We start from the raw sequence: 20,040 nt of genomic DNA on the forward strand, positions 1-20,040 counted from the left end.
GCGTGTTCCAGCACCACTGCACCGTCTGCGGCCGCACCGAGCCGATCTTCCCGTCCATGGTCCACTCGCTGACCAGCACCGAGCGCGGTATCGAGGTCCGCTTCGAGTGCTGGTGCGGGGCGGAGCAGGCGATGCTCAGCGGCCGCCGGGCCCAGCGCGGGTCCAGCCAGAGGAAGACCGGCCAGAGGAAGTCCAGCCCCTCTGTCACGGCGGTGGCGGCATGAGCGCCGGGGTCCGTCGGCTGCGCAAGCTGCTGAGCCTGGACCGGCCGGCAGCCGGGCGGGTCGGGCACGACATGCACCCGGTGCACGTCGTGGACGACTCGGAGGCGCGGTTTCGCCTCATGACGGCCGCGTCGGTACACTCTCCCGGGCTGTCCAGCACGGGGTCGAAGACCAGGTACTGACAGCAGCGCCGCCTTAGCTCAGTCGGTAGAGCGGCTCACTCGTAATGAGCAGGTCGTCGGTTCGATTCCGACAGGCGGCTCCGGCAGGAGCAGCGAAAAGGGTCTCTGACCTGGGGAAACTCAGGTCAGAGACCCTTTCTGATTCGCGGGCGAGCACGGCCGTGGTACCGAATGCGTACCGAATGGCGCAGCCGAACCGCACCGAGCGAGCCGAGTGACCGGTGATTTGCGGTTACGCTCGCCATCTAAGCGCTGACGATGACGCTGCCGACGAGGTGGAGACGTCTCCGAACGCCGAGGCGCAGTCTGATGCGTCGGAGACGGGCTCCTCGGGGTCGCCTTAGCGATCCGGCAGATTCGCAGGCGACCCGGCACGCCCGCGGAGCGAGTCGGGTCAGTGCTGCCGGATCAAAGTGCTCCGGAGCCCGACGAACGCGTTCGCGAGGACGCCTCCGACCGCTGCGCCGAAACCGAGGGCCGGGATCCAAACGATGCCGAACTGAGCGGTGAGGCCCAGGATCGCGCAGATCCAGGTGGTGATCGCGAGGAGGCCGAGAAGGAGGCGGGTCATGGCTGGCTTCTTTCTGGGAGGGGAGCGGGTTGCTCACCACTGCCGGTCGTTCGTTGTCCCTGTCCAGCCTCTGCCCGGCCGGGCCTTGGTGAGGGGTCAGGCGGCGTTGCCGTCGTCGTAGTAGCGGCTGGCCGCCTCCGCCATGTCGCGCCAGGTGACGCCGGTGACCGGGGCGGGGCGCGAGATGAACTGGGCGTGTGGCAGCCAGCAGGTCTTGCTGGCGATCTCGACCGCGGCCTTGTGAGCGACGACGAGGAGCCTGTCGCCCTCGTCAAGCGACGCGGCGTAGGCACGACGCCGGAGCGTCGCCCAGCGGAGCGAGTCGATGATGATGTCGGCGAGGCCCTTCTGGTGCCCGCGGGTGTAGACACCGCGCTCGCGGCGGATGTGCTGCATGGCGGCGACCGGGCTCGCCTTCGACGACGAGACGGCAGCGAGCAAGAAGGCGGCACGGGGGTCGAGATTGTCCTCGAACGCCGCGAGCGGGTTGTCGCGGGACGGGTCGGCGTGCACGGCCGGGAGCAGGTCGGCGGCATCGAGCAGCGTGCCGAACCGGCGCCCGTCCGGGTGCGTGGCGCCCTCGGGATGGGCGGCGATCTCGGAGCGCGAGTTCAGTCGTACGCTCATCGGCCCGTCCGGGGTGGAAAGCCGGGCGCGCAGGTGCCTCCATGGGTCGTCCTGAGGCAGGCCGCGCACGAGCATCAGCAGGACCGCCGCGGCCCACACCTTGGGCCAGTCGTCGTCGTCCACCAGGAGGGTCGCGAAGTTTTCCTCAATGCTGGCTGCCGTCCTGGTCGGCAGGAACGGCGTCGTTAGCCGGAGGACGAGCCGGTCGGTGACTGCCCGCCGCTCGCCCGGTGTGACGATCCGCTCCAGGTACGCGGTCATGCCGCCACCCTCTTCGCCCGCGCCGCCTTCGAAAGGCAGGCCGCGTAGAAGGGGCTGCGGTGACAGCGCCACGCCTCCACCGGGTCGGCCAGGGCCTCGGGGGTCAGGGCGACGCCCTCCTGGACGAGCAGGATGAGCCCGACGAGCGCCTGGCGCTGGCCCTCCTGGGGCGCGTGCTCGACGACGGTCTCGATGGTCTCCTCGTCGACGCCGCGCTGGGTGAGGTTCCAGCGGAGCGCGTTGATGATCGTGGGGTCGGGGTTGATGGGAGTGCTCATGGTGTGCTCCTCGGTCGGGATCGGGTGTGCTGCTACGGGTGGGGTCAGCGGTCGCGCCAGGACGAATCGGGGCGGGCGACGAGCGGGTTCAAATGGTCGGTGAGCCAGCCCGCCCATGCGCCCTCTGGGTCGGCGACCGCGCGGGCTACAGCCCGGGTCTCTGACGGCTCGATCCGGGCGTATTCGATCAGGCGGCGTACTCCTCGCGCAGTGGGCCCGACACGATATCGGCGAGGACGGTCGAGATGACCTCGGCGGACTCGGTCAGCGAGGCAGGGGCGGCCGGGTCGTCGTCGCCCCAGTAGGTCGCGAGATCGGCCATCCTCTGGAAGCCGAGCGTCCGGGTGACCTCGGCGGGCGTCCAGTCGGCGCTGATTCGGGCGAGGCGGCTGATCTCGGCCTCCGCGTTGCGGATTAGCCACCGACGGGCGGCGAGGTGGGTAGTGCGGGGATGGGTGCTCAGGATCGTCACTGGGGTCTCCATGGCTCAGGGTGTGCAGGGGGTGCTCAAACGGGGTGTGTCCTACAATCGTAGGACACAATGCAGGCCGCCTTCAAGGGCAGCGAAGGTCACCGCGACGGCAGACCAGTCCAGCCGGGGTGCCACTTGACGAAGTCGTGGTGCCACTCGGGGTACTCCGTTAGCCGGTACTCGACCTGGTGCCTGTTGAACTGCCGCTCTGCGTACGCCTTCGCGGCGTCGACCGCGGCCGCGCCGCCATCGCTCAGGTCGAACTCGGTTGTCGTCGCGAAGTCGTCGGGGTCGAAGTCCTCCGCGACCGCGCACCGGACGGCCCGCTTAGTCCCCCGCTCGCGGGTGAGCAGCAGCCATATGCCAGTGACCCGGTCGCCCTCGTCATTGGTGAAGAGCGGCAGGCGCTTTGTCTCGACGGCCATCGCGGGCTCGGGGGTGTCGTCTCGGTACATGTCACTGCTCTCTCTGGTCGCGCTGCCCGCAGTCGCAGACAGCGAGTTCGGGGCGGGGTCGGGGCTCACACACGCGGCCGCAGACCGTGCACCGCCATGCCCACTCCCACCGTTCGGGGTCGGGGCAGAGGCAGCCGCCCGGGAAGGTCTCGCAGGCCTCGGGGCCGCAGTGCGCCCACGCGACGTTTGCGCGTCGCGCTCGGGGCGTGCACTGGGGGCAGCGGTGCCGAAAGCCGGTGCAGGTGGTAGTGGCGGTCATGTCTTCTCCTATGCCGGGCGTGGCGCTGTCGGCCGCACGTCTCAGGCGACGATGCGCACGCGGTCGATGCCCTCGGGCATCCGACCCGACGCGAGCGCCTTGGCGAGCGCGTAGACCTCGCCGTAGGACAGGTGACCGTCGCGGTCGCCCTCGTGGGTGACCTCGCCGAACCAGGTCAGGACCGTGATCTCGGTCCAGTCCTCGCCGGTGGCGAGGTCGTGGCGGTGGACGCCCTCTACGACGCTGTCAACGCCGCTGATGACGACGTCATCGACGGTGTGGGTCCGCATGGTCATGGCTCTGGCTCTTTCTCGGGATGGGGTGCTGCTGGAGTCCGGAGCGGCTGCTCCTGCCCAGCGCACGGCCCGTTGTCCCTGTCCAGCCTCTGCCGCGAGAGAGCGACGAGACGGACCCTCAAAGCACGCAAGAGCACCTAGCCGCCGCCATCACGACGCGCGGCCAGGGGCTAGGTGAGGTGTCTGGGTGACCGGTCGGGTCAGTCCGCGGTGGCACGCTCCGCGGCACGGTCCTCGGCGAGCGTCCGGACGTGTCCGGCGTAGGCGAGCAGCGCCTCGTCGGCGTCCAGGAAGTACAGCCCGGCGTAGGTCGGCTTGCCCCCGAGCCCGCCTGCGATGACGCGGTACAGGTCGCCGCGCGGGGTCGCGTTGCGCCACAGGGTGAGCCAGATGCCGCCGACGATCTGGTGGTTCATGATGATCTCGCGGTCGCGGATCAGGGCCGGGCTGTCGAGCGCAGCCATGAGGAGATCTCCGCCCTCCTGGGCGCTGATCTGGGACGGCGAGACGCGGGGGCGGCCGTCGACCTTGGCGATGGCGCGGTGCTCGTCCGGGGTCAGGACGATGGTGCTGGGGGTGGCGGTGTTCTCAGGCATAGGTCACTTCTCCAAGGGTGTAGTTGCTCCAGAAGTTGATCTCCTCTTGGGTCGGGGTCTGGCCCGCGTTGATGGCAGCGGTAATCGCGTCGAAGGCGGCCTGTCCCTGTCCAGGGTCGCTCAGGGCCTCGCTCGCCGGGATGCCGCCCAGCAGGTGCGAGCCGCCCCGCGAGACCGTCTCGGAGTCGCGGACCTTGCCGTGCGTACCGGTGGTGCCGGTGCCGCCGTAGCCGGTGTTCGAGCCGCTGACCTCGCCGGGGTCATACCCGGCCACCGTCGGGGCCTCCCGGACAGCGCGCTCCTCGTCGGCGATCCGCAGGTGGGTGTCGAGCCGGTCTGCGACGGTCTGGTCGGCCGCCTCCAGCGCTTCGATCCGGTCCATGATGTCGGTCGCCGCGTCGGCGTTCTCGTGGGTGCCGCCGTACAGCGTCGGTGCAGCCAGCGCGGCGGGCGGGTTCTTCCTACCGGGACCGAGGCCGCCCCGGTAGGAGCCGTGCTCGGGTCCGCCCGGGAACGTCGCCACGACGAGACGCTTGTTCGGCTTGCCGTGGATCGTCACCTCGGTCTCCGCCATCTTGACGAAGCCGAGGTCCTTCACGACGCCGCGGGAGGTGATCGTGCTGCTCGGCTTCCCGCCGAAGGCCGCGGCATAGTGCTGCTCGGCGCTGTACGGGTCGGAGGGTCGGGGAAGCACCCGCCGGTACTTGGCCACGAAAGCCTCGGTGGACAGGCCCGCGGCGGCCGCGGACCGTTCGATCGTCTGTGCTGCCTGAATCCCGGCGAGCGTCTTGGCGCTGGGCAGCGACCCGGCGAGCGGGTTGCGCTCGGCCCACAAGGCGTCCTTCGCCGCCTGGTCGAGCCGCTGCCCCGGGGCGACACCCTCGCGGGTGCGCATCGAATCGGCGGACTCGAACAACTTGCCGTACCGCTGGCGGCTCTTCCGGGACGCGTCCACGGTCGTGCTCAGGAAGCCCTCGGGGCGGACTGCCCGCCGCTCGTAGTCCGGGTCGTCGATGTGGCGGGGGTGGCCGTCCTCGTTCACGAACCACGCTTCGACCTCGCGCACCGGGCCGCCGATCGAGTTCGACGCGGTGAGCCTCTCCAGGATTGGCTCCCCGTGCTCATCGAGCACCTTCTGGCCGTTGGCGTCGCGCTTGAAGCCGAGCCAGTGCATCTCGATGATCTTGCCGGACGCGTCGCGGACCTCTTCAAGGGCCTCCCGCTCCGCCCGCGCCACACAGGCCGGGCAGCGGCGGCCGCTGGCGTCCTTCAGGGTCGTGGTGCCTCCGCGGCTTCCTGCGCCGTGCTTGCTCGCATCGCACATATCGTTCTCCCTCTCTCGTCCCCGTCCAGCCGACGGGTACAAGGAAGGTGTGCGGGGATTCGGGCAGTGCGACGCCTGAGGCTCAATTCGTGCCGAGAATCTCGTCGATCTCCGCGATACGAGCGGCGAGACGCTCCCGCTCGGCCCGCAGCGCGTCCATGTCGACCCGCTCCTCGACGATCTCGATGTCCCAGCCCCCGTAGGTGACGCCCTCGACGGCAGACCGGGGCACATCCCGCACCTCCAGGACCACGCCGCCGACCTCGCCGATGCGCGGGTAGGCCACCGACCCGGTGCCAGCGTCACGTCCGCCGCGCAGGAAAGCGCCCGCGATGCGGATGACGCCCTCGCCGAGGCGCACCGATTGGTCGCGACCCGGGCGCCGCATGATCTCGCGGCCGAAAAGCCACATGTCGTCGGCCTCGTCGCACCCCTGCTCGGCGGTGAGCCGGACGCTCACGAGGTCGGATTCGGTGCCGTCGGTGCCGTAGATCTCGCGGGCGAGGTCGCGGACCCGCTCTTCGTCGCGGGCGTCGAAACGCCACGTCTTCTTCTCGCCGTCGAAGCGGCCGCCGAGACGCTTGGCCTCTGCGGGCAGTGCCGGGTGGTACGGGCTGGCGAGGACGACGCGGCCGCCCTCGGCGTAGACGCGGATGTCAGTCATGGCGGATGCCTCCGTCGACGAAGCGCGGGACGCGCACGCTCCCGGCGCCCGGGTGGACGCGCCGCGTGCCAGCGACCAGGAGCGCGACTGGCAGTGGTCGCGGCCAGCCCAAGCCGATCTCGATCCGGCGGAGCGCGTGCAGATCCGCCCCGGAGGCGGCGATGACCTCGCCGATCGCCTGGCTGACGACGGCGGCGTTGGTGGCCGAGAAGCCCATCCGATCGAGCCAGAGGGCGGCGGCGAGGATGCCCGCGCGCACGAGGTCGCGGTGCTCGCCGGTGAGGGTCTCGACGGCGCGCCGGTCGGCGACATCGAATGCGAAATGGCCCTCGGCGGCGTCGAAATGCTCAGCGCTCATGCGGGGCAGGAGCGCGACATCGACCTCGCGCCGCTCATAGAGGCGGGCGAGGGTGGGCAGAGTGGTACTGGTCATTGGGACCTCCTGGGTAGGGCGTACGGGGACGCAAGACACGCCCGGCGGACCGGGTCGTGTGCGTCCCCGCCATTGCGGGGGTAGGTCGAGCGGCTAGCGCTCGGTGTTGGCTCGACGAAAGCGAGCCGAGCCCCGCTTTCGCGGGGAGATCCATCGGCGGCAAGCGTAGTGGCGGCCACCGACAGTTTGTCGTCAGGCGGGGTCGGAGTCCGCGCCGTGACGCCGAATCGGGGTGCCGTCGGCGAGGTGCGTGATGCCCGCATCCCGGAGGGCCTGCGCGGCCCACGCGTCGGTGTCGCCGTTGTCCTTGATGGCACGCAGGTAGGCGTCAGCGATCTCAATTTCGCGGCCATACTGGCGCTCGAAGGCTGCTCGCCGCTTCTGCTCTGTGGCGTCACGGCGGACCTTCCGCTTCTCGCGGAGCCGCGCGGTCGCCTTCCGGTCGCGGACCAGCCACGCGGGCGGGCTCGCCTCTAGCGACTGGATGAACGCCTTGTCCTTCTTCTTCGGCAGGTCGCCCCGCTCGATCGCTGCTCGGAGCATCGTGCGGCGGATCCCGAGAATCTCCCAGTACGGCCTATTGCAACGGCGGCTCATCGTGCTTCTCGCTATCTCTTCGTGGTCGAGACCCGGCTGGACGTAGGCGGTTGGCCCGCGGCCAGCCGGGCGGGAGTCAGGTCAGGCAGTCATCCGGGCGGTGGCGTACGCGCCGATCTCCCACGGCCTGACACCGTTCGAGCGGAATGCGAGGGCAAGTTCGGCATTGGCCACGACCTGCTCGATGGCGTCGTCCATCTCCCAGATGTCGGGGTCGAACTGGAAGGCCGCGAGGGCGAGCCAGTGGATGTCGTCGAGGCTCTCCTCGAACGCGACCCGGGACGCCTCGGACTGCTGGTGGGGCAAGGTGCGCAGGTTGTCGAGCACGGCCTGGGTGATGGTGTTGAACGTGATCTCCATGGGTGGTCTTTCTCTCGCGGGCGGTTTGTGAAGGTGGTCCGGGGCGTCTTGCCCTCGCCCCTCTCGGCAGAGCCTTGTCCCTGTCCAGGATCCCTATGCCGTGCACGGACGGCCCGGCGGCGCGGCACAGGCGAGGTGGCTCCGGTCGGGGGCTGCCGCAGAGGCCAAGGTCATCGACAGTCAATGGTCAGAGTCCGCGCGAGGGATCCCACACGTCGCGCTCCACGGAGTCGCGGAACGCGCTCTCCGCCTCGCTGCGGGACGCGAAGAACATCTGCCCCATCACGTAGTGGTCGAGCACCCACACGTCCTCGTCGAGCGAGCGGCCTTTGGCATCGGTGGCACCCGCGGGAATGCGCGCCAGCCGGATGTAGTCGTCCTCGCCGTCGTCCCGGAGGTGCTCGTCGAGGTATTCGGGGAGGCCGGGGGCAAGGCCTTCGAGCATGTCGAACCAGAGGCCCCAGACGAAGTCGTACTGCTCGTTACTCATCGCGTCTCGCAATCTGCTCGTGGTGGAAGAGGAGGTCAGGCGACGCGACGGACGTGCAGGACCCTTCCGTCCCGGGCCGAGACCGCCGCGAACCACTGGCCGACGGCCAGCCCGTCCCCATGGACCTGGCCGACGGCCAGGTCCATGGGGACGGGATTGAGGCCTTCGGCGAAGCGCACGGCGCTCAGGCTGCACGCGACCTCGCGCTTCGCGATCGTCCGCCACTCCCCGCCCATCACCTTCGCCTCGAAGCGGGTCCCTTCGGCGAGGATGGCTCGCCGAAGGGCCGCAATCCGGCGACGCCGATCCGCGGCCCGCCCCTTGTCGCGCCGTCGTCGGTCGGCTGCGTCGGCCCTCTCCTCCGCGCGGACGCCGCGGAGGTACGTGGCGCGCTCGCGCAGCGTTCGGACCGTGAGCGGATCACTGTGCAGCGATCGGCGCACGGTCCGTCCGCCGTCGAAGTGCACCTCGGCGCCCTTGTCGGAGGTGATGAGCACCCAGGCGGTGCCGCGCAAGCGGATGCGCTCCGACCGCGGCAGGCCGCGCGAGTTCCACCTCGTCTCCGTCACCCATGTCACGACGTGAACGTGCGGCAGGAGAATCCACCTGGATGCGGGCACGTCAGCGGGCTCCTGGTCGAGCCGCTTCCGCGCGGACTCGAAAGCCTCCTCGGAGGTGCGGCCCACGGCGAGAGCGTCACGGTCCCGGGCGCCCTTGCGCCGCCAGGCCGGATGCTTCATCGCGGCTTGGAGAAGGTCGCGGTCCTTGACGCGGAGGGCCCATTCGGCCAGCGGCCGGGGCGACCGCACTGCATCGAGGCGCTCGCGCGCGACGGCGGTGAGCAGCGCGGTGCCCTCGTCGTCGGAGAGGGTGACGATGCCCGGTTGCGGCTTCTCGGCCGCGCAGGCGAGGGTCACGTGGGCCGGTACGCCTTCGGGCCATGCCTGCGGGGCGACAGCGATGATGAGGTCTGCCAGTGTCTGGCGGCTGGCGCGCGTTGCGGCGACGAGAGTCTGAACGGCGCGAGTGGTGTCCGCGGCGCGCGAGCGGCGCGGCCTGGGTGAGCCCGGCTCGACGCCGATGGCTGCGAGAGAGATCGTCATCTCTGGTGCCCTCCTGGGGCTCGGTGCCCCGCGGTCCGGGGCGATTCGGAATGGTGTCGGGGGCGTCTGCCCTCGCTCCTCGGCAGGGGCCTTGTCCCTGTCCAGCCCTCCCTATGCCGCATGCAGCCAGCATGGCGGCACACGGCGCAGGGAGGGGGTGAGTCAGAGGCCGCGGTCACCGACGGTGAGGCGGCGGCACGCGGTTCGGGAGGCGTGGAAGATGCCGTCCTCGCCGTACTCCGGCTCGTAAATCTCGGCGACGTACTCGGCGAGGGTCTCGATCTCGGCCTGCGTGGCGGGGCCGCCGAGAATGGCCAGGGCGTGCCACGGCCGCGTCACCCAGCCGTCACCGTCATTGAGATCGAGGCGGACCGGCCAGATCCCGCCGTAGGCCTCCGCGTCCACGGCAGTCAGGCGAACGGCGTAGCCGGGCAGGTGGAAGGTGGTCGAGGCAGGGGTTGCAGTGCTCATGATGGGGCCCTCCTAGGGCGGGGTTTCACGGTGTGGGTGTGCGGGGTGTGGCCTGCGTGCCCGGCTCGGGCGTGAGGCCGTCGGCGCCTACGCGCGGCCGGGCGGGGTGCTCAGTCGACGGTCGGGAACGCGGGCTGGTGGCGGTTCTGCTCGACCACCTTCACGCCGGGCCACTCGTCCGGGGCGGTCACCGGGGCGTGGACGCGGCCGTCGGCGGGCGCGTGCGTCAGGGTGCGGGTCTCGGCGTCCCAGACGTGGGAGCCGCGGACGACACCAGACGGCGTGGTCGCACCGGCGCGCTCCATCCGGACCAGGTACACGTCGCCCTGGCGAACGTGCTCGCGGCGGGTGACCTCGGCCGGGGTGAGGGCGCGCAGCGCGTCCGCGACGGTGCGCGTCGTGCCCGGCACGGCGGCGGCGAAGAGGCCGTTGTCGTCCCACCCGCAGAGGTAGGCGATCTCCACGAAGCGGCCGGGCGCCTTCCGCCAGGTCTGGTGCCACTGGCCCGCGCCCAGGAGGACGAGGCCGCCGTCGCGGTCACGGATCGAGAGCGGGGTCTCGGTCCAGCCGGATCCGGCCCAGCGGATCGTGTGGAGGACGGGGGCGCCGCCGCGGCGCTCGATCTCGGCGGAGAAGTCGCGCAGGACGCGGGCGGTGCTCCAGGCGGCGATGCGGGGCTTGGCGATCGTGGAGGTGGTCATTTTCGGCTCCTGATGGGAGTGAGTCGGAGGTGGTCGGGGGCGTGTGCCCTCGCCAGTGGTGGCCGGCTGTTGTCCCTGTCCAGCCTCTGCGAGGGGTTAGAGGCAGCCCGCGTCGGCGCCGACCCGCTCCAGCCCGGCGAGGTCGCCCGCGCCGTAGTTGGACCCGATCGCGCTGGTCGCGACGGCGCTCATGATCTGGGTGCCGAACGTCGACGGGTGGTCCAGGCCGACGGCGTGACCCGTCTCATGCATGAGGGTCTGGAGGAGACGACCGTGGTAATTCCACGCAGTGTCGATGAGGACCGTGGCGGAGAGGATCTGGTGACCGACGACTGCGCGTGGACCGCCCAGACCGATCGCGCGACGGTCACCGGGTCGGCCGGAGTTCATGTGCAGGGCCGGGTAGCGGGCGCCGGACGCGAACGCGATCAGGAGGCCGTGCGCCGGGATCTTGCCGCGCAGGTGCGGGATCGCCGCGGTGCGCCCCTTGATGACGAAGCGGAGCCCGGAGGCGCGCGCAATGCGGCCGAGCGTCTCCTTGACGAGCCCAAGCCGCTGCGGCACGCCACCGAGATTCACCCACACGGGGATGGCCCCGGCGCACGGGTTCCAGCGGTAGCCGAGCAACTTGAACGCCTTGCTGGAGCCCTGCGGGCGGTAGTACGGCGCGACTCGGACACGGCCGACCGGCTTCGACGAGGAGGCGAACCGGCTGCTCGTCGGAGCGACCACGCGCAGGGCGCGGACACCGAAATACCCGGTCAGGTGCTTCGGCAGGGGGGTCGAGATCCGGCCGGTGCGGGCCGAGTGGATACGGCCGACCGTGCGCCAGCGGCCGTTGAGGGTGTGCTGCTGGATGAGGAGGACCCGCGAGCCGCCGGACACGTGTCCCCGGAGGGCGACCCGCTTGCCGATCTTGACGGCGTGCGTCGAGACCGACACCCGCAGGCTGGTCTTGACCTTCCGCGGCGCGGGCTTGGTGACCGTCAACGTGAACGGTGCGCTCGTCTCCTGGCCGTCGTAGACGACGCGGAAGGTCTCAGCGCCGAGGGTGTCGGTCGGCAGGGCGACGGTGCCGGAGGTCGCGAACGTCGCCTTCACCGTGGCGACCGTGTCCCACCCGTCGTCCGACTCCCGCTCCAGCACGTAGTCCTCGTCGCCCTGGTACTGCTCCGCCGGGATGATGACCGCGGAGGTCCGCGTGCCGACGACGACTGAACTCGACGGCCAGTTGACGTCGAACCAGGTGGTGGCGGCGTGCGCGGGCGCGGGCAGCGCGAGGACGCTCGCGACGACGGCGAACAGCAGGCCGAGCGCCACCGTGACGCGGCGCGCGGTGGGGGCGGTGATGGTCATGAGGTGGTCCTCCTGGGACGAGGGTCTGGGCACGCCCAGTACGTGGCTGGCTCGTCCCCGTTCCCCTCAGCGCCCGACCACGCCGTCACGGCAGCCCGGGGCAGTCCCCGCCCAGCATCATCAGCACGATGGCGCCGTCCTGGTTGCCGTCGGAGTCAGGGTCCGTCCACACGGCGACCGCGATCCGGGTCGCCGCGACCTCGTCGTCGAAGAGGGCGCCCCGGGCCGTGGCGTTGCCCTCGAACGCAGCAAGGGCGCGCTTCGCGCCCATCTGCGCGTTCGCGGTCCTGTTGCCGCTCTGCGGCGTCGTCCACCCGTCCAGCACGGTCGTGCCTACGCCGATCATGCTGCACTGCCCGGCGCTCGGCAGGTCGCTCGGACCGGGGTGCGGGAACACGCCGTCGAGGACGAATGTGCGGGCGGCCGGGTCGGCGAGCCCGTCGATCTCCGTGGACCAGGTGACCGGTGCGAGACCGGCGGCCTTGCGCTGGGCGTTGAGCGACGAGACGAAACCGCGCTCGACGAGCGACTCCTCCGAGACGACGAAGGAGTTCAGGGCCCGTGCTCTCGCCGTCAGCGAGGACCTCTTGGCGGTGACGAGCCGGAGCGCCTTCGCGTGGACGGGCGTGCGAGCGGCCTTGCGGGCCTTCCTGACCGCCTGTGCCTTGGCGATCCGGATCGAGTTGGCCCAGTGCGGCCGCGCGATGGTGACCTTGGTGTGCCTGGTGACCGACGCCCGGACGGTGCCGGGGTAGCGGGTCGGGTGCGGCACGCCGTGGTCGTCGCAGGACGTGACCGTGATGGCCTGGTGGCCGGTGGAGGTCCCGCGGGCGGTCACCCAGACGGTCGCCTTGTAGCGGTAGGCCCGCGGCAGGTGGACGATGCGCTTCGCGGACCTGACGACGTGCACATTGGCGGCCGTGGCGGTCATCTTGCCGTACGACACACTCGGCTCGCAGGACGATGCCGTACTGGCTTGCGCGGCGGCTGGCGCGGTCAGAGTGAGCCCCGCCAGGAGGGCGGCTGCCGCGGTGGCAGTGAGGGTGGCTCGGATCATCGGATTCTCGGTTTCTCGGTCTGTATCTCGGTTTCTCGGTTTCGCCGTCTCCCCCTATAGGTGTGCGGCACGGCCTCGCTTTCTCCCCGGTCAGGCCATCTCGGCCTGACCGGCCCCGCGCAGCGCGGCTGCGTGGTTGGCCCAGGCGGACGCCACGACCGCGGCGTCCGATTCCTCCCAGCGCGCGGCAGAGGAGACTCTGCGCGGGCTCCCGTGGGCCTTGTGGACCCACGGGAGCCACTAGCTGCCAAGCGAGTCGGCGTCGGGTGGCCGCGCAGCGCGTCGGCGAGAGCCGCGGTCGCCTGGTCGAATGACATGGCTGGCTCGTAGAGCAGGCCGCTGAGATGCTTGACCTCATCGGCCAGGATCCGCCGACAGCGCAGGCAGTGCTCGGCGAGCCGGAGCACCTGGTGGCAGCCGCACGGCCGGGTCAGCCGCGCCTGGGTCATCAAGCACTCCCAAAGGGCGGCCATCTCGCCGACCTCGGCAAGTCTCACGGTCTCAGTCGTCTCTTCGATGGGACTCCTCATCTCGTGGTGCTCTATGCCGCCGCCGCGCGCGTCGGCCGTCGTACGGGTGTGCGGGGTTGCCATCGCATGCTGACGACGCCTGCCACTCGGTCTCGTCAGACGGGGACCAGGTCGCCGAAGAACGCCTCGAAGAAGCCGCCGTCCGTCTTCACCCGGTAGCGGCCCGGGGAGGCATTCGCGTCGACGAGCCCGCTGCGCCCGGTCCGGGTCCGGACCGCCTGCCCGCTGGTCACGCCACCGGCTCGAAGCCAGGCCCGGCGGTGAGCGGTCGCCGACTTCGGGAACGTCTTCCTGGCGGCGCTCCTCCGCCGCCGGGTCGCGGGCGGCTTACGGCTCGCCGTCCCGGCTGGGAAGAGCGTGCCCCAGATCAGCGACAGCCCGGACAGGTCGGAGGCGACGCCAGCGGCGAAGCGCGCGCCGCTCACACCGAGATCCCGGAACGACTCCCTGAACGTCTCCTTGGCGATGGAGACGACGCTCGGCTTTTTGCCCATCACGGCCGTCGAGTTTTGACGGGTCCCCACTTGACCTCGTCCTTTCGTACCGGTCGGGCAGCCGCAAAGCGCGCCTCGATCTCCGCCCACCTGGCTTCCTCCTGCTCGGCGAGCACCCGGGCCCGGTCCTTCGCGACGTTGGCCCGGCGGGTCCGCTCCCGGTCCCACGCCTCGTCCACCTGTGCGTCGAACTCCCGTCGCCGGGCGAACTCCATCTCCATCGCTTCCTCCCGCTGCTCGGGATCCTCGATGGCGTCGATCACCGCATCCATCTCGCGGGCGCGACCCACCTCGTCCTCCTGAGCGAGCCGGATCATCTCCTCGAACTCGAACTGTCTGCGCCCCTCCCGCAGGTCGCGGCGGAACCGGTCGGCGAGTAGCGGATGCGTCTTCGCGAACTCCTCGTCGATCTCGGCCTTCCGGAGCGCCTCGGCCTCGATGCGCAGCGCCGTCGCGTCCAACTGGGCCGCAACGAGCGCCTCGCGGGCGTCGTAGGCGGCGTCCGCGGAATGCTCTGCAACCTTCGCCAGGTGGTCGTCTTCCGGGTCGGGATTGGCGGCCGCGACCTGGGCGGCCCCGTCGGCCTTCTCCTGGACCTTGGCCGCACGCTTCTCGACCTTCGCGACGTGCGCCTCCGCAACGGCCAGCGTCTCCTTGTCAGGCCAGATATCGCTGCATGACCGGTAGAAGCCGTGCAGGTCTGCGGCGTACGCGACACAAGTCGCGGCGCCCTCGATGGCGGCGCGGGCAAGCGGGGTGTGGATGGGGCAGCGGCGGCCGCCCTCGCTGAGCGCTCGGCACACGGGGATCACCTCGGATCGGCTGGTGGGCCCCGCGAGATTGCGGGTCCCCTTGAGACTCAGGTGTGCGGCACCCCCGGTTCCGCCACGCTTGGGCGGCACGATTTCGAGACGAGCGCAGAGGCCCGCCAACCGAGGCGGAGTGACGGGCCCGTGCGCCGGTTGGTCAAGGGCGCTTCTCAGCCGCCCGCATTAGCGGGAGCCCGACGACCAAGACGAGGACGGCGGAGCCGGGGAGGGCTTGGACGGCGTTCATCCAGTAAGAGCCGGTGGCGTCGTCTAGGGGCAGGAGGAGCGCGAGGGCGAGAGTGAGGGCACCGAGGATGGCGAAGTAGGCGCCGTAGGTGAGGCGAGAAATGAGGGTGATCATGAGTTGCGCCCCTCCTGGAGGCGGTGCCCGTGCGGGCGGTTGGCGTGTTGCTGACACCTATGCGCGCAGGGCGTTGTCCCTGTCCCCGAACGCTCGTTGGGGTACCTGTTTCCTGAAAGCGCCACGCGCCGCCAGCGCGGTACCTATCCTGTTTCTGGACCACCTCTCGGAGGCATCATGAACCGGATCGCAGCAGCCGCGATCACTCTCACTCTCAGCGTCGGCGCTGTCGGCGCGGTTGACCTCTCACTCGCTGGCCCCTCCGGCGCCGTCCAGGCGAAGAAGAAGGTCCCGTGCGTCACGCACAAGGAGTTCAAGCGGATCAAGAAGGGCATGAGGCGCAAGCGCGTCGAGCGGATCTTTGGCGACCACAAGTCGTGGCAGATCTGGGGCGGCGGTGGCGGCTATGACCTGTCGTACCAGTCCTGCGACATGGGTCATGCAGCGATCATCGAGTACGCCGTGATCTGGAAGGGCAAGAAGGTCGTCGGCGCGAAGTTCGACGGCTTCAAACGCTGGACCCTCGCGGGGTAGACGTCACCCTCAGGCGAACGCCCGCTCAGCCGCCCGAGCCTCCGCCTCACGTTTGTCGCGGCTGGCGGTCGAGTGTGGCGCACCGGTGTTCTCAATGAGCATCTTCTCGGTGAGCGCCCCGTGCTCCGCAAGCAGCGCATCTGCGATAGCGGCACGCTCACTCTTGGACATGCGCTTCCGCTGACCCGTGGCGTGGAGTGAGCGCTCACCACTGAGCGCGCTCGTGGGATCCCTGATCTGCTCACGCACCTGAGCGACGTGCTCGGGCTTGCTCACGCCAACTTGGGCGGACCGCTGCCTACGCTCGCTGCCCACGCGCTCAGTCACCTGGGTGGACGGCTGCTCACTGTCAGTGGGCGACTCAGTGCTCACGCCCAGAGGCGCTGCGCTCACCTTCTCAGTGGGCGTGGGAAGGCCCTGCTCACCCACCCGGCAGGTGTGTGGTGAGTGGGCGTAGGAAGGCCCTGCTCACCCACCCGGCAGGTGTGTGGTCCCAGTTCTGCTCACGCTCAGGCTGGACGCTCACAGCGTGCGCGTCACGCCTGCGGGCAGGCAGCACCTCTTCGATCAGCCCGAGCAAGATTATGGGCGGGCAAGCAGCCAAGAAGATGGCGAACGGGTCCCCCGTATGCCACGCGTGGCGGGCGTTCACCACCAGCGAGAGGATCAAGAGCCCGGCGAGCATTGAGAGTGCGAGCGGGGCACTGTGCCCGTCTCTGCGACGGGTCCAGCCCACGACAGCCGAGACAACGGCACCGCCCTCGATGATCACTGGCAAGAGCCACGCCTCCGATGAGTTAGCGACCGCGCCGGACGTGATGGCGACGGAGTGGGTCGTGATGGCAGACATCGCGCCCGCGCAGGCAACGACCGCGAGGGTGAAGCCACCGGCGAGACGGGCAGGCCAACACGAGGGCCGGTTTGTGGGGTCCCTATGGGTGCTCATGCTGCCTCCCTGGCGCTCATCGCCTTCTCGACGATCTTCCGCGACACGGTCCTTGCCTGAGGCCTGGCGTACCCTGAGTCGACCATGCGGGCGGCCAGCCAGCGCACTACGTCCGCGTCCTTGCCCGCGGGGATGACGTCAGGCCCAAGCCCCTCACTGATGCGCAGCCCCCATGCCGTGCGCACGGAGCGCTCAGTGTCCGGCGACGGCACGGGGTGCCTGGCCAGGAGGGGCGCGAGAGCGGCGGCAGACCAGCGCGGCTTAGTGGCCTGCCTGTGCTGCACCTCAGCCCGACGGCGGTCACGAGACGCCAAGCGCTCAGCGACATCCGCGTCACGAAGGGCACGCGCCTGAGCCATCTCCACGTCAGCCCCCGTTGACGCGGCGAAGTCATCCAGAGCGGCAGTCATGGGGTCCTCGTTTGAGCCCGCGATGATGCTCAGCCACCTACGCATCAGCGACCTCGCGGAGTTCGGCGACACGCCCATCATGTGGAGCACAGCACCCACCTCTGCGAGCCACAACTGCACGACGGCGGGCATGCTCCTCCCACGCCCGACTTCAGCCAGGACTTCCGGGGAGACACCCACGGGATGCGGAGCGACCTCCGCCGCGATAGCGGTAAGCCACATACGGTGGCCAAGCGAGGCGTCCACGGGCTTGCTTTCCTTGACGAGGTGACCGTAGCCGAAGGCGGCGTGGTCAGCCGAGAAGAAGACCTCCACGAAGCCATTGCTGGGATCCCCTTGCGCGAGGGCGTCCACGAACGACGAGTAGTTGAGCGCCCACAGCAGTGCCTTCTGGTCATCACTCAGATGACGCAGACGCCAGCGACTCGGAGCGCCACGACGCGAGGGAGGCGAGGTCACCCAGCCCGCCCTCTTGCACGTGGCGAGAAGGCCCCGGGCGCCGCCCTTTGACGTGCCAAGCGAGTAGGCCATCTCCGGCTCAGAGAAGGCGATTGAGTCGAACCCGTCCTGCCAAGCACGTGAGAGGAACTCCCCACCGAGAACCGCGAGACAGCGACGCGCGTTCGCCTCCGACACAGGAGTGACGCGACGGTGCCCGGGGACCGGGAGAAGCAGATGACCGACGAGCATCTCGGCAGCATCCCGCCGCATGTCCGCGCGCCCCGCTGGGGAGGAAGACCGGGCGTGGTGTGCGTCGGCGTCGGCGATCACGTCGCCGAGGGTGCTGGGACGCGAGGCGAGGGCTGCGACGTTCGGCAGACCGGAGTGAAGCAAGAGCCATGTGCGCAGTTCGGCGGATTGGATGCCGACGGAACGGGCTCGGTACGTGATCGCACGGAGCGCGACGTAGGGCGGGGCGGAGCGGTTCGTCTTCGCGATGGGTCGAAGCGTCGCGTTGAGGTGAGCCATTCGGGAGGCGGCGAGCGGTCGAAGAGCCATCATTTTGTACTCCTATAGGGCTCCGACCTTAAGGAGGAGCCCTAGTAGTAGGTGCATAGAGAGCCGGATGCTCTGCGAGACCAGGTGTGCGGGGCCGATCCGAAACGTCTTCGACACCGCAAACAGGCAAGCGTCAGACGAGTTCGGAGCGACGACGGGCAGCGTGACGACACGCTGCGGCAGCAGAGCGACGACGCTGCGAGAGACGGCACGACCGTGACGGTGACTGGCCACGGCCGCTACGCGCTAAGCGCTTCGCGGATCGTGGCGAAGACGCAGGGTCGTGATGCAGCGGAGCGTGCACCGAGCCGAGCGAGGGCCAGTAGACCGACGGACGCTGAGAAGTCAGACCGCAGGACCGTGCGACACAGACCGTGTCTGAACGACTGCTCCTTGATCACTCTTAGATCCCTCTTCGACATCAACTCGGTCTCTCCTCGTCAGAGACCCTCACTACGTTCGGATCTCATCCCCTTGACCTTCGGCCCACTTGTCTTCCCGGCCGGAGGCCGGTTCCGGCTCGCCCATCGGGCTCTCCGGCCGCCGCGAAAGTCACCCGGTTCCACTGACCTAGACCGGGGTGATCTGTCGGCCGATTCGCCTGCGGTCGATGCGGCTCCGATGCGATCCTCCTGGCTCGTGACCCAAGCCAATCTCGGATCTCCAACCGCTACTCAGCCCTCCGATACGACGGCCATGCCGTTCGCCGTTCGGCCCGCTCCCACGATTTCGGTTCTGCCGACTTCGTACCAGCAGCACGAGGCCCTCAGATCCGGTTGGCGGGATGCCGACTACCGGTCCGTTGCCGTGAACGCCGCCTCGGCGGAGATCGCCGCCGATGAGGCGAAGAGTGACTGGTCGCTCGTGGCGGGGCTCATTGGACTCGTCAGCGGGATTGGCGCCGTGCTTGCGAAACTGCTCGACGGAGGTTGGCCCGTACTTCTTCTTGCGGGCGTCGGCGTGCTGTGCGCTGCACTCGTCATCTACCGACTCAGGACCGTCATGAGGACGCAGCAATGGCACCGCGAGGCCAAAGCGTGGCTCGTCGCGCGTACCGCCAGCGAGCCGCACCCTCAGCCCTGATGGCACAACGGGTCTACGTGGTAGCCGGAGGGGGCGAGGACCGGGTCGAGCGGAAGACCGCAGCGTCGGCAGAAAGACTCGGGCTCGTCGAGCACGAGGTAGGTGCGCTCTCGCTGCGGCGCTTGCTTCTCGGCCCGCTTCCTCGCGATGTGAGCGAGGCGCTTGGCGCGGGTCGCTTCGGTCTTCACGGCCGTCGGACGATGCTGTGCGCGACGCCCATCCGCCTCGGCTCTTCTTGCGTGGAGCCGCGCCGCCTGTTCGGCTTTCTCCTTCTGGATCTCCGCCGATCGGGCACGGGAGCGCTCCGCCTCGGCGATGGCTAGATCACGGGCTGCGAGGAAGCCAGGCGGGTAGAGGCCGGTTTGGCGCAGATCGAGGTCGTCGAGGGTCCCGAGCGTGTAGTGCGGCATGCCCGGATCGCGAACTGGCTGATCGAGAGCGCCCATGTCGAAGGCCCATGCGACCCGGTCCTCGGTGGGGTTGATCCAGAGCACAGGAGCGGGCACTCGGGCGAGTTCCAGGCCGATGGCGCGCCACCTGAGTTCAAGGGGTGAGTGGGCGCCTGTGTGACCCCAGAGCCAGACCACCTCGACACCGAGGGAGTGGTAGGACTCGGTGCGCTCGCGCCACGCTTCAATGCTCAGCGACGCGTACTGCACCTCGATGACGAGACGGTTCCCAGTGTGCGAAGTCAGCAGCACATCGGCGACTCGCTCACCGGCCCCGAGGAGGACTTCCTCCTGGACTTGAGCGACCGCCGGGTGCGCGAACGCCCATCTTGCGACCATGGCCTTGGCCTGCCGGTGAAACAGACCCTCGGGCGCATGCTGGGTCTCCGGACGTACGAGGTGGCGGTATCCGTCGCGGGCACCGGTGGCCGATCGGGAGACCGTCGTGATGTCCGGCGAGGTGCAGTTCGGCTCAGGACATCTGAGGTGCTGGCGGGCGTACGCCCGCTGCTGGTTGGCCGTGCCTTGTTCGAGGTAGACGAGCCCTGCGCCGTCACGCCGGGAGGCGAAAAGGAACCGGTCCGATCTCTCGCGGAAACGATCGAGTGCGAGGCCTTCGACGTCGTCGGCGACGCCCTGGGCGCGCAT

28 protein-coding genes and 1 tRNA gene are annotated in these 20,040 nt (G+C 69.7%); 4 read left to right on the top strand and 25 right to left on the bottom strand.

Annotated features, from left to right (window positions below; all coding sequences use genetic code 11):
* Positions 1 to 2 precede the first annotated feature (2 nt).
* A complete protein-coding gene (locus ABLE53_RS19475) occupies positions 3 to 224 on the top strand; it encodes a hypothetical protein (protein ID WP_348860800.1) in 222 nt (73 codons plus the stop codon).
* 189 nt (positions 225 to 413) lie between these two features.
* Positions 414 to 486: transfer RNA gene (locus ABLE53_RS19480), tRNA-Thr, on the top strand.
* Between the two features lie 314 nt (positions 487 to 800).
* Here ABLE53_RS19480 and ABLE53_RS19485 read toward each other — a convergent pair.
* The 21 genes from ABLE53_RS19485 to ABLE53_RS19585 all read right to left on the bottom strand — a co-directional run bounded on the left by ABLE53_RS19485 (position 801) and on the right by ABLE53_RS19585 (position 14,971).
* Positions 801 to 977: a hypothetical protein gene (locus tag ABLE53_RS19485; protein ID WP_348860801.1), complete on the bottom strand. Its 177-nt coding sequence runs from the start codon at positions 975 to 977 to the stop codon at positions 801 to 803.
* A 96-nt stretch (positions 978 to 1,073) separates the two neighbouring features.
* Complete coding sequence (locus ABLE53_RS19490) at positions 1,074 to 1,865, bottom strand: hypothetical protein (protein ID WP_348860802.1); 792 nt, start codon at positions 1,863 to 1,865, stop codon at positions 1,074 to 1,076.
* A complete protein-coding gene (locus tag ABLE53_RS19495) occupies positions 1,862 to 2,143 on the bottom strand; it encodes a hypothetical protein (RefSeq protein ID WP_348860803.1) in 282 nt (93 codons plus the stop codon). Before ABLE53_RS19495 ends, ABLE53_RS19490 begins: the two co-directional genes overlap by 4 nt.
* Before the next feature lie 187 nt (positions 2,144 to 2,330).
* Complete coding sequence (locus ABLE53_RS19500; protein ID WP_348860804.1) at positions 2,331 to 2,615, bottom strand: hypothetical protein; 285 nt, start codon at positions 2,613 to 2,615, stop codon at positions 2,331 to 2,333.
* Between the two features lie 98 nt (positions 2,616 to 2,713).
* The gene (locus ABLE53_RS19505) at positions 2,714 to 3,070 is read right to left on the bottom strand and encodes a hypothetical protein (protein WP_348860805.1); all 357 of its coding nucleotides are present in this window, start codon (positions 3,068 to 3,070) and stop codon (positions 2,714 to 2,716) included.
* A gap of 300 nt (positions 3,071 to 3,370) precedes the next feature.
* Entirely contained in the window at positions 3,371 to 3,625 is a 255-nt protein-coding gene (locus ABLE53_RS19510; RefSeq protein ID WP_348860806.1) for a hypothetical protein, read from the bottom strand.
* Between the two features lie 200 nt (positions 3,626 to 3,825).
* Positions 3,826 to 4,221 (bottom strand): hypothetical protein, encoded by a 396-nt coding sequence (locus tag ABLE53_RS19515; RefSeq protein WP_348860807.1) that lies wholly within the window; start codon positions 4,219 to 4,221, stop codon positions 3,826 to 3,828.
* The gene (locus tag ABLE53_RS19520) at positions 4,214 to 5,545 is read right to left on the bottom strand and encodes a hypothetical protein (protein ID WP_348860808.1); all 1,332 of its coding nucleotides are present in this window, start codon (positions 5,543 to 5,545) and stop codon (positions 4,214 to 4,216) included. The genes ABLE53_RS19515 and ABLE53_RS19520 overlap by 8 nt, the downstream gene beginning before the upstream one ends.
* A gap of 82 nt (positions 5,546 to 5,627) precedes the next feature.
* Positions 5,628 to 6,209: a hypothetical protein gene (locus ABLE53_RS19525; protein ID WP_348860809.1), complete on the bottom strand. Its 582-nt coding sequence runs from the start codon at positions 6,207 to 6,209 to the stop codon at positions 5,628 to 5,630.
* On the bottom strand, positions 6,202 to 6,642 hold the full coding sequence (locus ABLE53_RS19530; RefSeq protein ID WP_348860810.1) for a hypothetical protein: 441 nt from the start codon (positions 6,640 to 6,642) through the stop codon (positions 6,202 to 6,204). Before ABLE53_RS19530 ends, ABLE53_RS19525 begins: the two co-directional genes overlap by 8 nt.
* Before the next feature lie 192 nt (positions 6,643 to 6,834).
* The gene (locus tag ABLE53_RS19535) at positions 6,835 to 7,239 is read right to left on the bottom strand and encodes a hypothetical protein (protein WP_348860811.1); all 405 of its coding nucleotides are present in this window, start codon (positions 7,237 to 7,239) and stop codon (positions 6,835 to 6,837) included.
* Positions 7,240 to 7,320: 81 nt separating this feature from the next.
* Complete coding sequence (locus ABLE53_RS19540; protein WP_348860812.1) at positions 7,321 to 7,599, bottom strand: hypothetical protein; 279 nt, start codon at positions 7,597 to 7,599, stop codon at positions 7,321 to 7,323.
* Positions 7,600 to 7,786: 187 nt separating this feature from the next.
* The gene (locus ABLE53_RS19545; RefSeq protein ID WP_348860813.1) at positions 7,787 to 8,089 is read right to left on the bottom strand and encodes a hypothetical protein; all 303 of its coding nucleotides are present in this window, start codon (positions 8,087 to 8,089) and stop codon (positions 7,787 to 7,789) included.
* A 35-nt stretch (positions 8,090 to 8,124) separates the two neighbouring features.
* Complete coding sequence (locus tag ABLE53_RS19550; RefSeq protein ID WP_348860814.1) at positions 8,125 to 9,192, bottom strand: hypothetical protein; 1,068 nt, start codon at positions 9,190 to 9,192, stop codon at positions 8,125 to 8,127.
* A gap of 162 nt (positions 9,193 to 9,354) precedes the next feature.
* Positions 9,355 to 9,663 carry a hypothetical protein gene (locus ABLE53_RS19555; protein WP_348860815.1) on the bottom strand — a complete coding sequence of 103 codons (309 nt, stop codon included), beginning with the start codon at positions 9,661 to 9,663 and terminating at the stop codon, positions 9,355 to 9,357.
* Between the two features lie 110 nt (positions 9,664 to 9,773).
* Positions 9,774 to 10,364 carry a hypothetical protein gene (locus ABLE53_RS19560; RefSeq protein WP_348860816.1) on the bottom strand — a complete coding sequence of 197 codons (591 nt, stop codon included), beginning with the start codon at positions 10,362 to 10,364 and terminating at the stop codon, positions 9,774 to 9,776.
* A gap of 96 nt (positions 10,365 to 10,460) precedes the next feature.
* Positions 10,461 to 11,720 carry a hypothetical protein gene (locus ABLE53_RS19565; protein WP_348860817.1) on the bottom strand — a complete coding sequence of 420 codons (1,260 nt, stop codon included), beginning with the start codon at positions 11,718 to 11,720 and terminating at the stop codon, positions 10,461 to 10,463.
* Positions 11,721 to 11,805: 85 nt separating this feature from the next.
* Positions 11,806 to 12,651 (bottom strand): hypothetical protein, encoded by an 846-nt coding sequence (locus tag ABLE53_RS19570; RefSeq protein WP_348860818.1) that lies wholly within the window; start codon positions 12,649 to 12,651, stop codon positions 11,806 to 11,808.
* Between the two features lie 751 nt (positions 12,652 to 13,402).
* Positions 13,403 to 13,804 carry a hypothetical protein gene (locus ABLE53_RS19575; protein ID WP_348860819.1) on the bottom strand — a complete coding sequence of 134 codons (402 nt, stop codon included), beginning with the start codon at positions 13,802 to 13,804 and terminating at the stop codon, positions 13,403 to 13,405.
* A complete protein-coding gene (locus tag ABLE53_RS19580) occupies positions 13,801 to 14,733 on the bottom strand; it encodes a hypothetical protein (RefSeq protein ID WP_348860820.1) in 933 nt (310 codons plus the stop codon). The genes ABLE53_RS19575 and ABLE53_RS19580 overlap by 4 nt, the downstream gene beginning before the upstream one ends.
* 34 nt (positions 14,734 to 14,767) lie before the next feature.
* Positions 14,768 to 14,971 carry a hypothetical protein gene (locus ABLE53_RS19585; protein WP_348860821.1) on the bottom strand — a complete coding sequence of 68 codons (204 nt, stop codon included), beginning with the start codon at positions 14,969 to 14,971 and terminating at the stop codon, positions 14,768 to 14,770.
* Between the two features lie 177 nt (positions 14,972 to 15,148).
* Here ABLE53_RS19585 and ABLE53_RS19590 point away from each other — a divergent pair, with 177 nt between their 5' ends.
* Positions 15,149 to 15,505: a hypothetical protein gene (locus tag ABLE53_RS19590; protein ID WP_348860822.1), complete on the top strand. Its 357-nt coding sequence runs from the start codon at positions 15,149 to 15,151 to the stop codon at positions 15,503 to 15,505.
* A gap of 9 nt (positions 15,506 to 15,514) precedes the next feature.
* Here ABLE53_RS19590 and ABLE53_RS19595 read toward each other — a convergent pair whose 3' ends face one another.
* From ABLE53_RS19595 to ABLE53_RS19600, 3 genes are all read right to left on the bottom strand, one after another.
* A complete protein-coding gene (locus ABLE53_RS19595) occupies positions 15,515 to 15,781 on the bottom strand; it encodes a hypothetical protein (protein WP_348860823.1) in 267 nt (88 codons plus the stop codon).
* Between the two features lie 145 nt (positions 15,782 to 15,926).
* Positions 15,927 to 16,451 (bottom strand): DUF2637 domain-containing protein, encoded by a 525-nt coding sequence (locus ABLE53_RS24855; RefSeq protein ID WP_425474895.1) that lies wholly within the window; start codon positions 16,449 to 16,451, stop codon positions 15,927 to 15,929.
* Positions 16,448 to 17,632 (bottom strand): hypothetical protein, encoded by a 1,185-nt coding sequence (locus tag ABLE53_RS19600; RefSeq protein WP_348860824.1) that lies wholly within the window; start codon positions 17,630 to 17,632, stop codon positions 16,448 to 16,450. The genes ABLE53_RS24855 and ABLE53_RS19600 overlap by 4 nt, the downstream gene beginning before the upstream one ends.
* Positions 17,633 to 18,499: 867 nt before the next feature.
* Here ABLE53_RS19600 and ABLE53_RS19605 point away from each other — a divergent pair.
* Positions 18,500 to 18,943, top strand: a complete 444-nt coding sequence (locus ABLE53_RS19605) for a hypothetical protein (RefSeq protein WP_348860825.1) — start codon at positions 18,500 to 18,502, stop codon at positions 18,941 to 18,943.
* Here ABLE53_RS19605 and ABLE53_RS19610 read toward each other — a convergent pair.
* The gene (locus ABLE53_RS19610; RefSeq protein ID WP_348860826.1) at positions 18,934 to 20,040 is read right to left on the bottom strand and encodes a competence protein CoiA family protein; all 1,107 of its coding nucleotides are present in this window, start codon (positions 20,038 to 20,040) and stop codon (positions 18,934 to 18,936) included. The two genes, ABLE53_RS19605 and ABLE53_RS19610, sit on opposite strands and share 10 nt — an antisense overlap.

The organism is Nocardioides asiaticus (assembly GCF_040049175.1).
Lineage (GTDB): Bacteria > Actinomycetota > Actinomycetes > Propionibacteriales > Nocardioidaceae > Nocardioides > Nocardioides cheoyonin.

Coding starts and splice junctions, on each gene's coding strand:
- ABLE53_RS19610 (WP_348860826.1), bottom strand. CDS start 20,040: ATGCGCGCCCAGGGCGTCGCCGACGACGTCGAAGGCCTCGCACTCGAT.
- ABLE53_RS19550 (WP_348860814.1), bottom strand. CDS start 9,192: ATGACGATCTCTCTCGCAGCCATCGGCGTCGAGCCGGGCTCACCCAGG.
- ABLE53_RS19555 (WP_348860815.1), bottom strand. CDS start 9,663: ATGAGCACTGCAACCCCTGCCTCGACCACCTTCCACCTGCCCGGCTAC.
- ABLE53_RS19510 (WP_348860806.1), bottom strand. CDS start 3,625: ATGACCATGCGGACCCACACCGTCGATGACGTCGTCATCAGCGGCGTT.
- ABLE53_RS19490 (WP_348860802.1), bottom strand. CDS start 1,865: ATGACCGCGTACCTGGAGCGGATCGTCACACCGGGCGAGCGGCGGGCA.
- ABLE53_RS19530 (WP_348860810.1), bottom strand. CDS start 6,642: ATGACCAGTACCACTCTGCCCACCCTCGCCCGCCTCTATGAGCGGCGC.
- ABLE53_RS19545 (WP_348860813.1), bottom strand. CDS start 8,089: ATGAGTAACGAGCAGTACGACTTCGTCTGGGGCCTCTGGTTCGACATG.
- ABLE53_RS19495 (WP_348860803.1), bottom strand. CDS start 2,143: ATGAGCACTCCCATCAACCCCGACCCCACGATCATCAACGCGCTCCGC.
- ABLE53_RS19570 (WP_348860818.1), bottom strand. CDS start 12,651: ATGACCGCCACGGCCGCCAATGTGCACGTCGTCAGGTCCGCGAAGCGC.
- ABLE53_RS19540 (WP_348860812.1), bottom strand. CDS start 7,599: ATGGAGATCACGTTCAACACCATCACCCAGGCCGTGCTCGACAACCTG.
- ABLE53_RS19535 (WP_348860811.1), bottom strand. CDS start 7,239: ATGAGCCGCCGTTGCAATAGGCCGTACTGGGAGATTCTCGGGATCCGC.
- ABLE53_RS19585 (WP_348860821.1), bottom strand. CDS start 14,971: ATGATCACCCTCATTTCTCGCCTCACCTACGGCGCCTACTTCGCCATC.
- ABLE53_RS19590 (WP_348860822.1), top strand. CDS start 15,149: ATGAACCGGATCGCAGCAGCCGCGATCACTCTCACTCTCAGCGTCGGC.
- ABLE53_RS19485 (WP_348860801.1), bottom strand. CDS start 977: ATGACCCGCCTCCTTCTCGGCCTCCTCGCGATCACCACCTGGATCTGC.
- ABLE53_RS19525 (WP_348860809.1), bottom strand. CDS start 6,209: ATGACTGACATCCGCGTCTACGCCGAGGGCGGCCGCGTCGTCCTCGCC.
- ABLE53_RS19520 (WP_348860808.1), bottom strand. CDS start 5,545: ATGTGCGATGCGAGCAAGCACGGCGCAGGAAGCCGCGGAGGCACCACG.
- ABLE53_RS24855 (WP_425474895.1), bottom strand. CDS start 16,451: ATGAGCACCCATAGGGACCCCACAAACCGGCCCTCGTGTTGGCCTGCC.
- ABLE53_RS19515 (WP_348860807.1), bottom strand. CDS start 4,221: ATGCCTGAGAACACCGCCACCCCCAGCACCATCGTCCTGACCCCGGAC.
- ABLE53_RS19560 (WP_348860816.1), bottom strand. CDS start 10,364: ATGACCACCTCCACGATCGCCAAGCCCCGCATCGCCGCCTGGAGCACC.
- ABLE53_RS19565 (WP_348860817.1), bottom strand. CDS start 11,720: ATGACCATCACCGCCCCCACCGCGCGCCGCGTCACGGTGGCGCTCGGC.
- ABLE53_RS19505 (WP_348860805.1), bottom strand. CDS start 3,070: ATGTACCGAGACGACACCCCCGAGCCCGCGATGGCCGTCGAGACAAAG.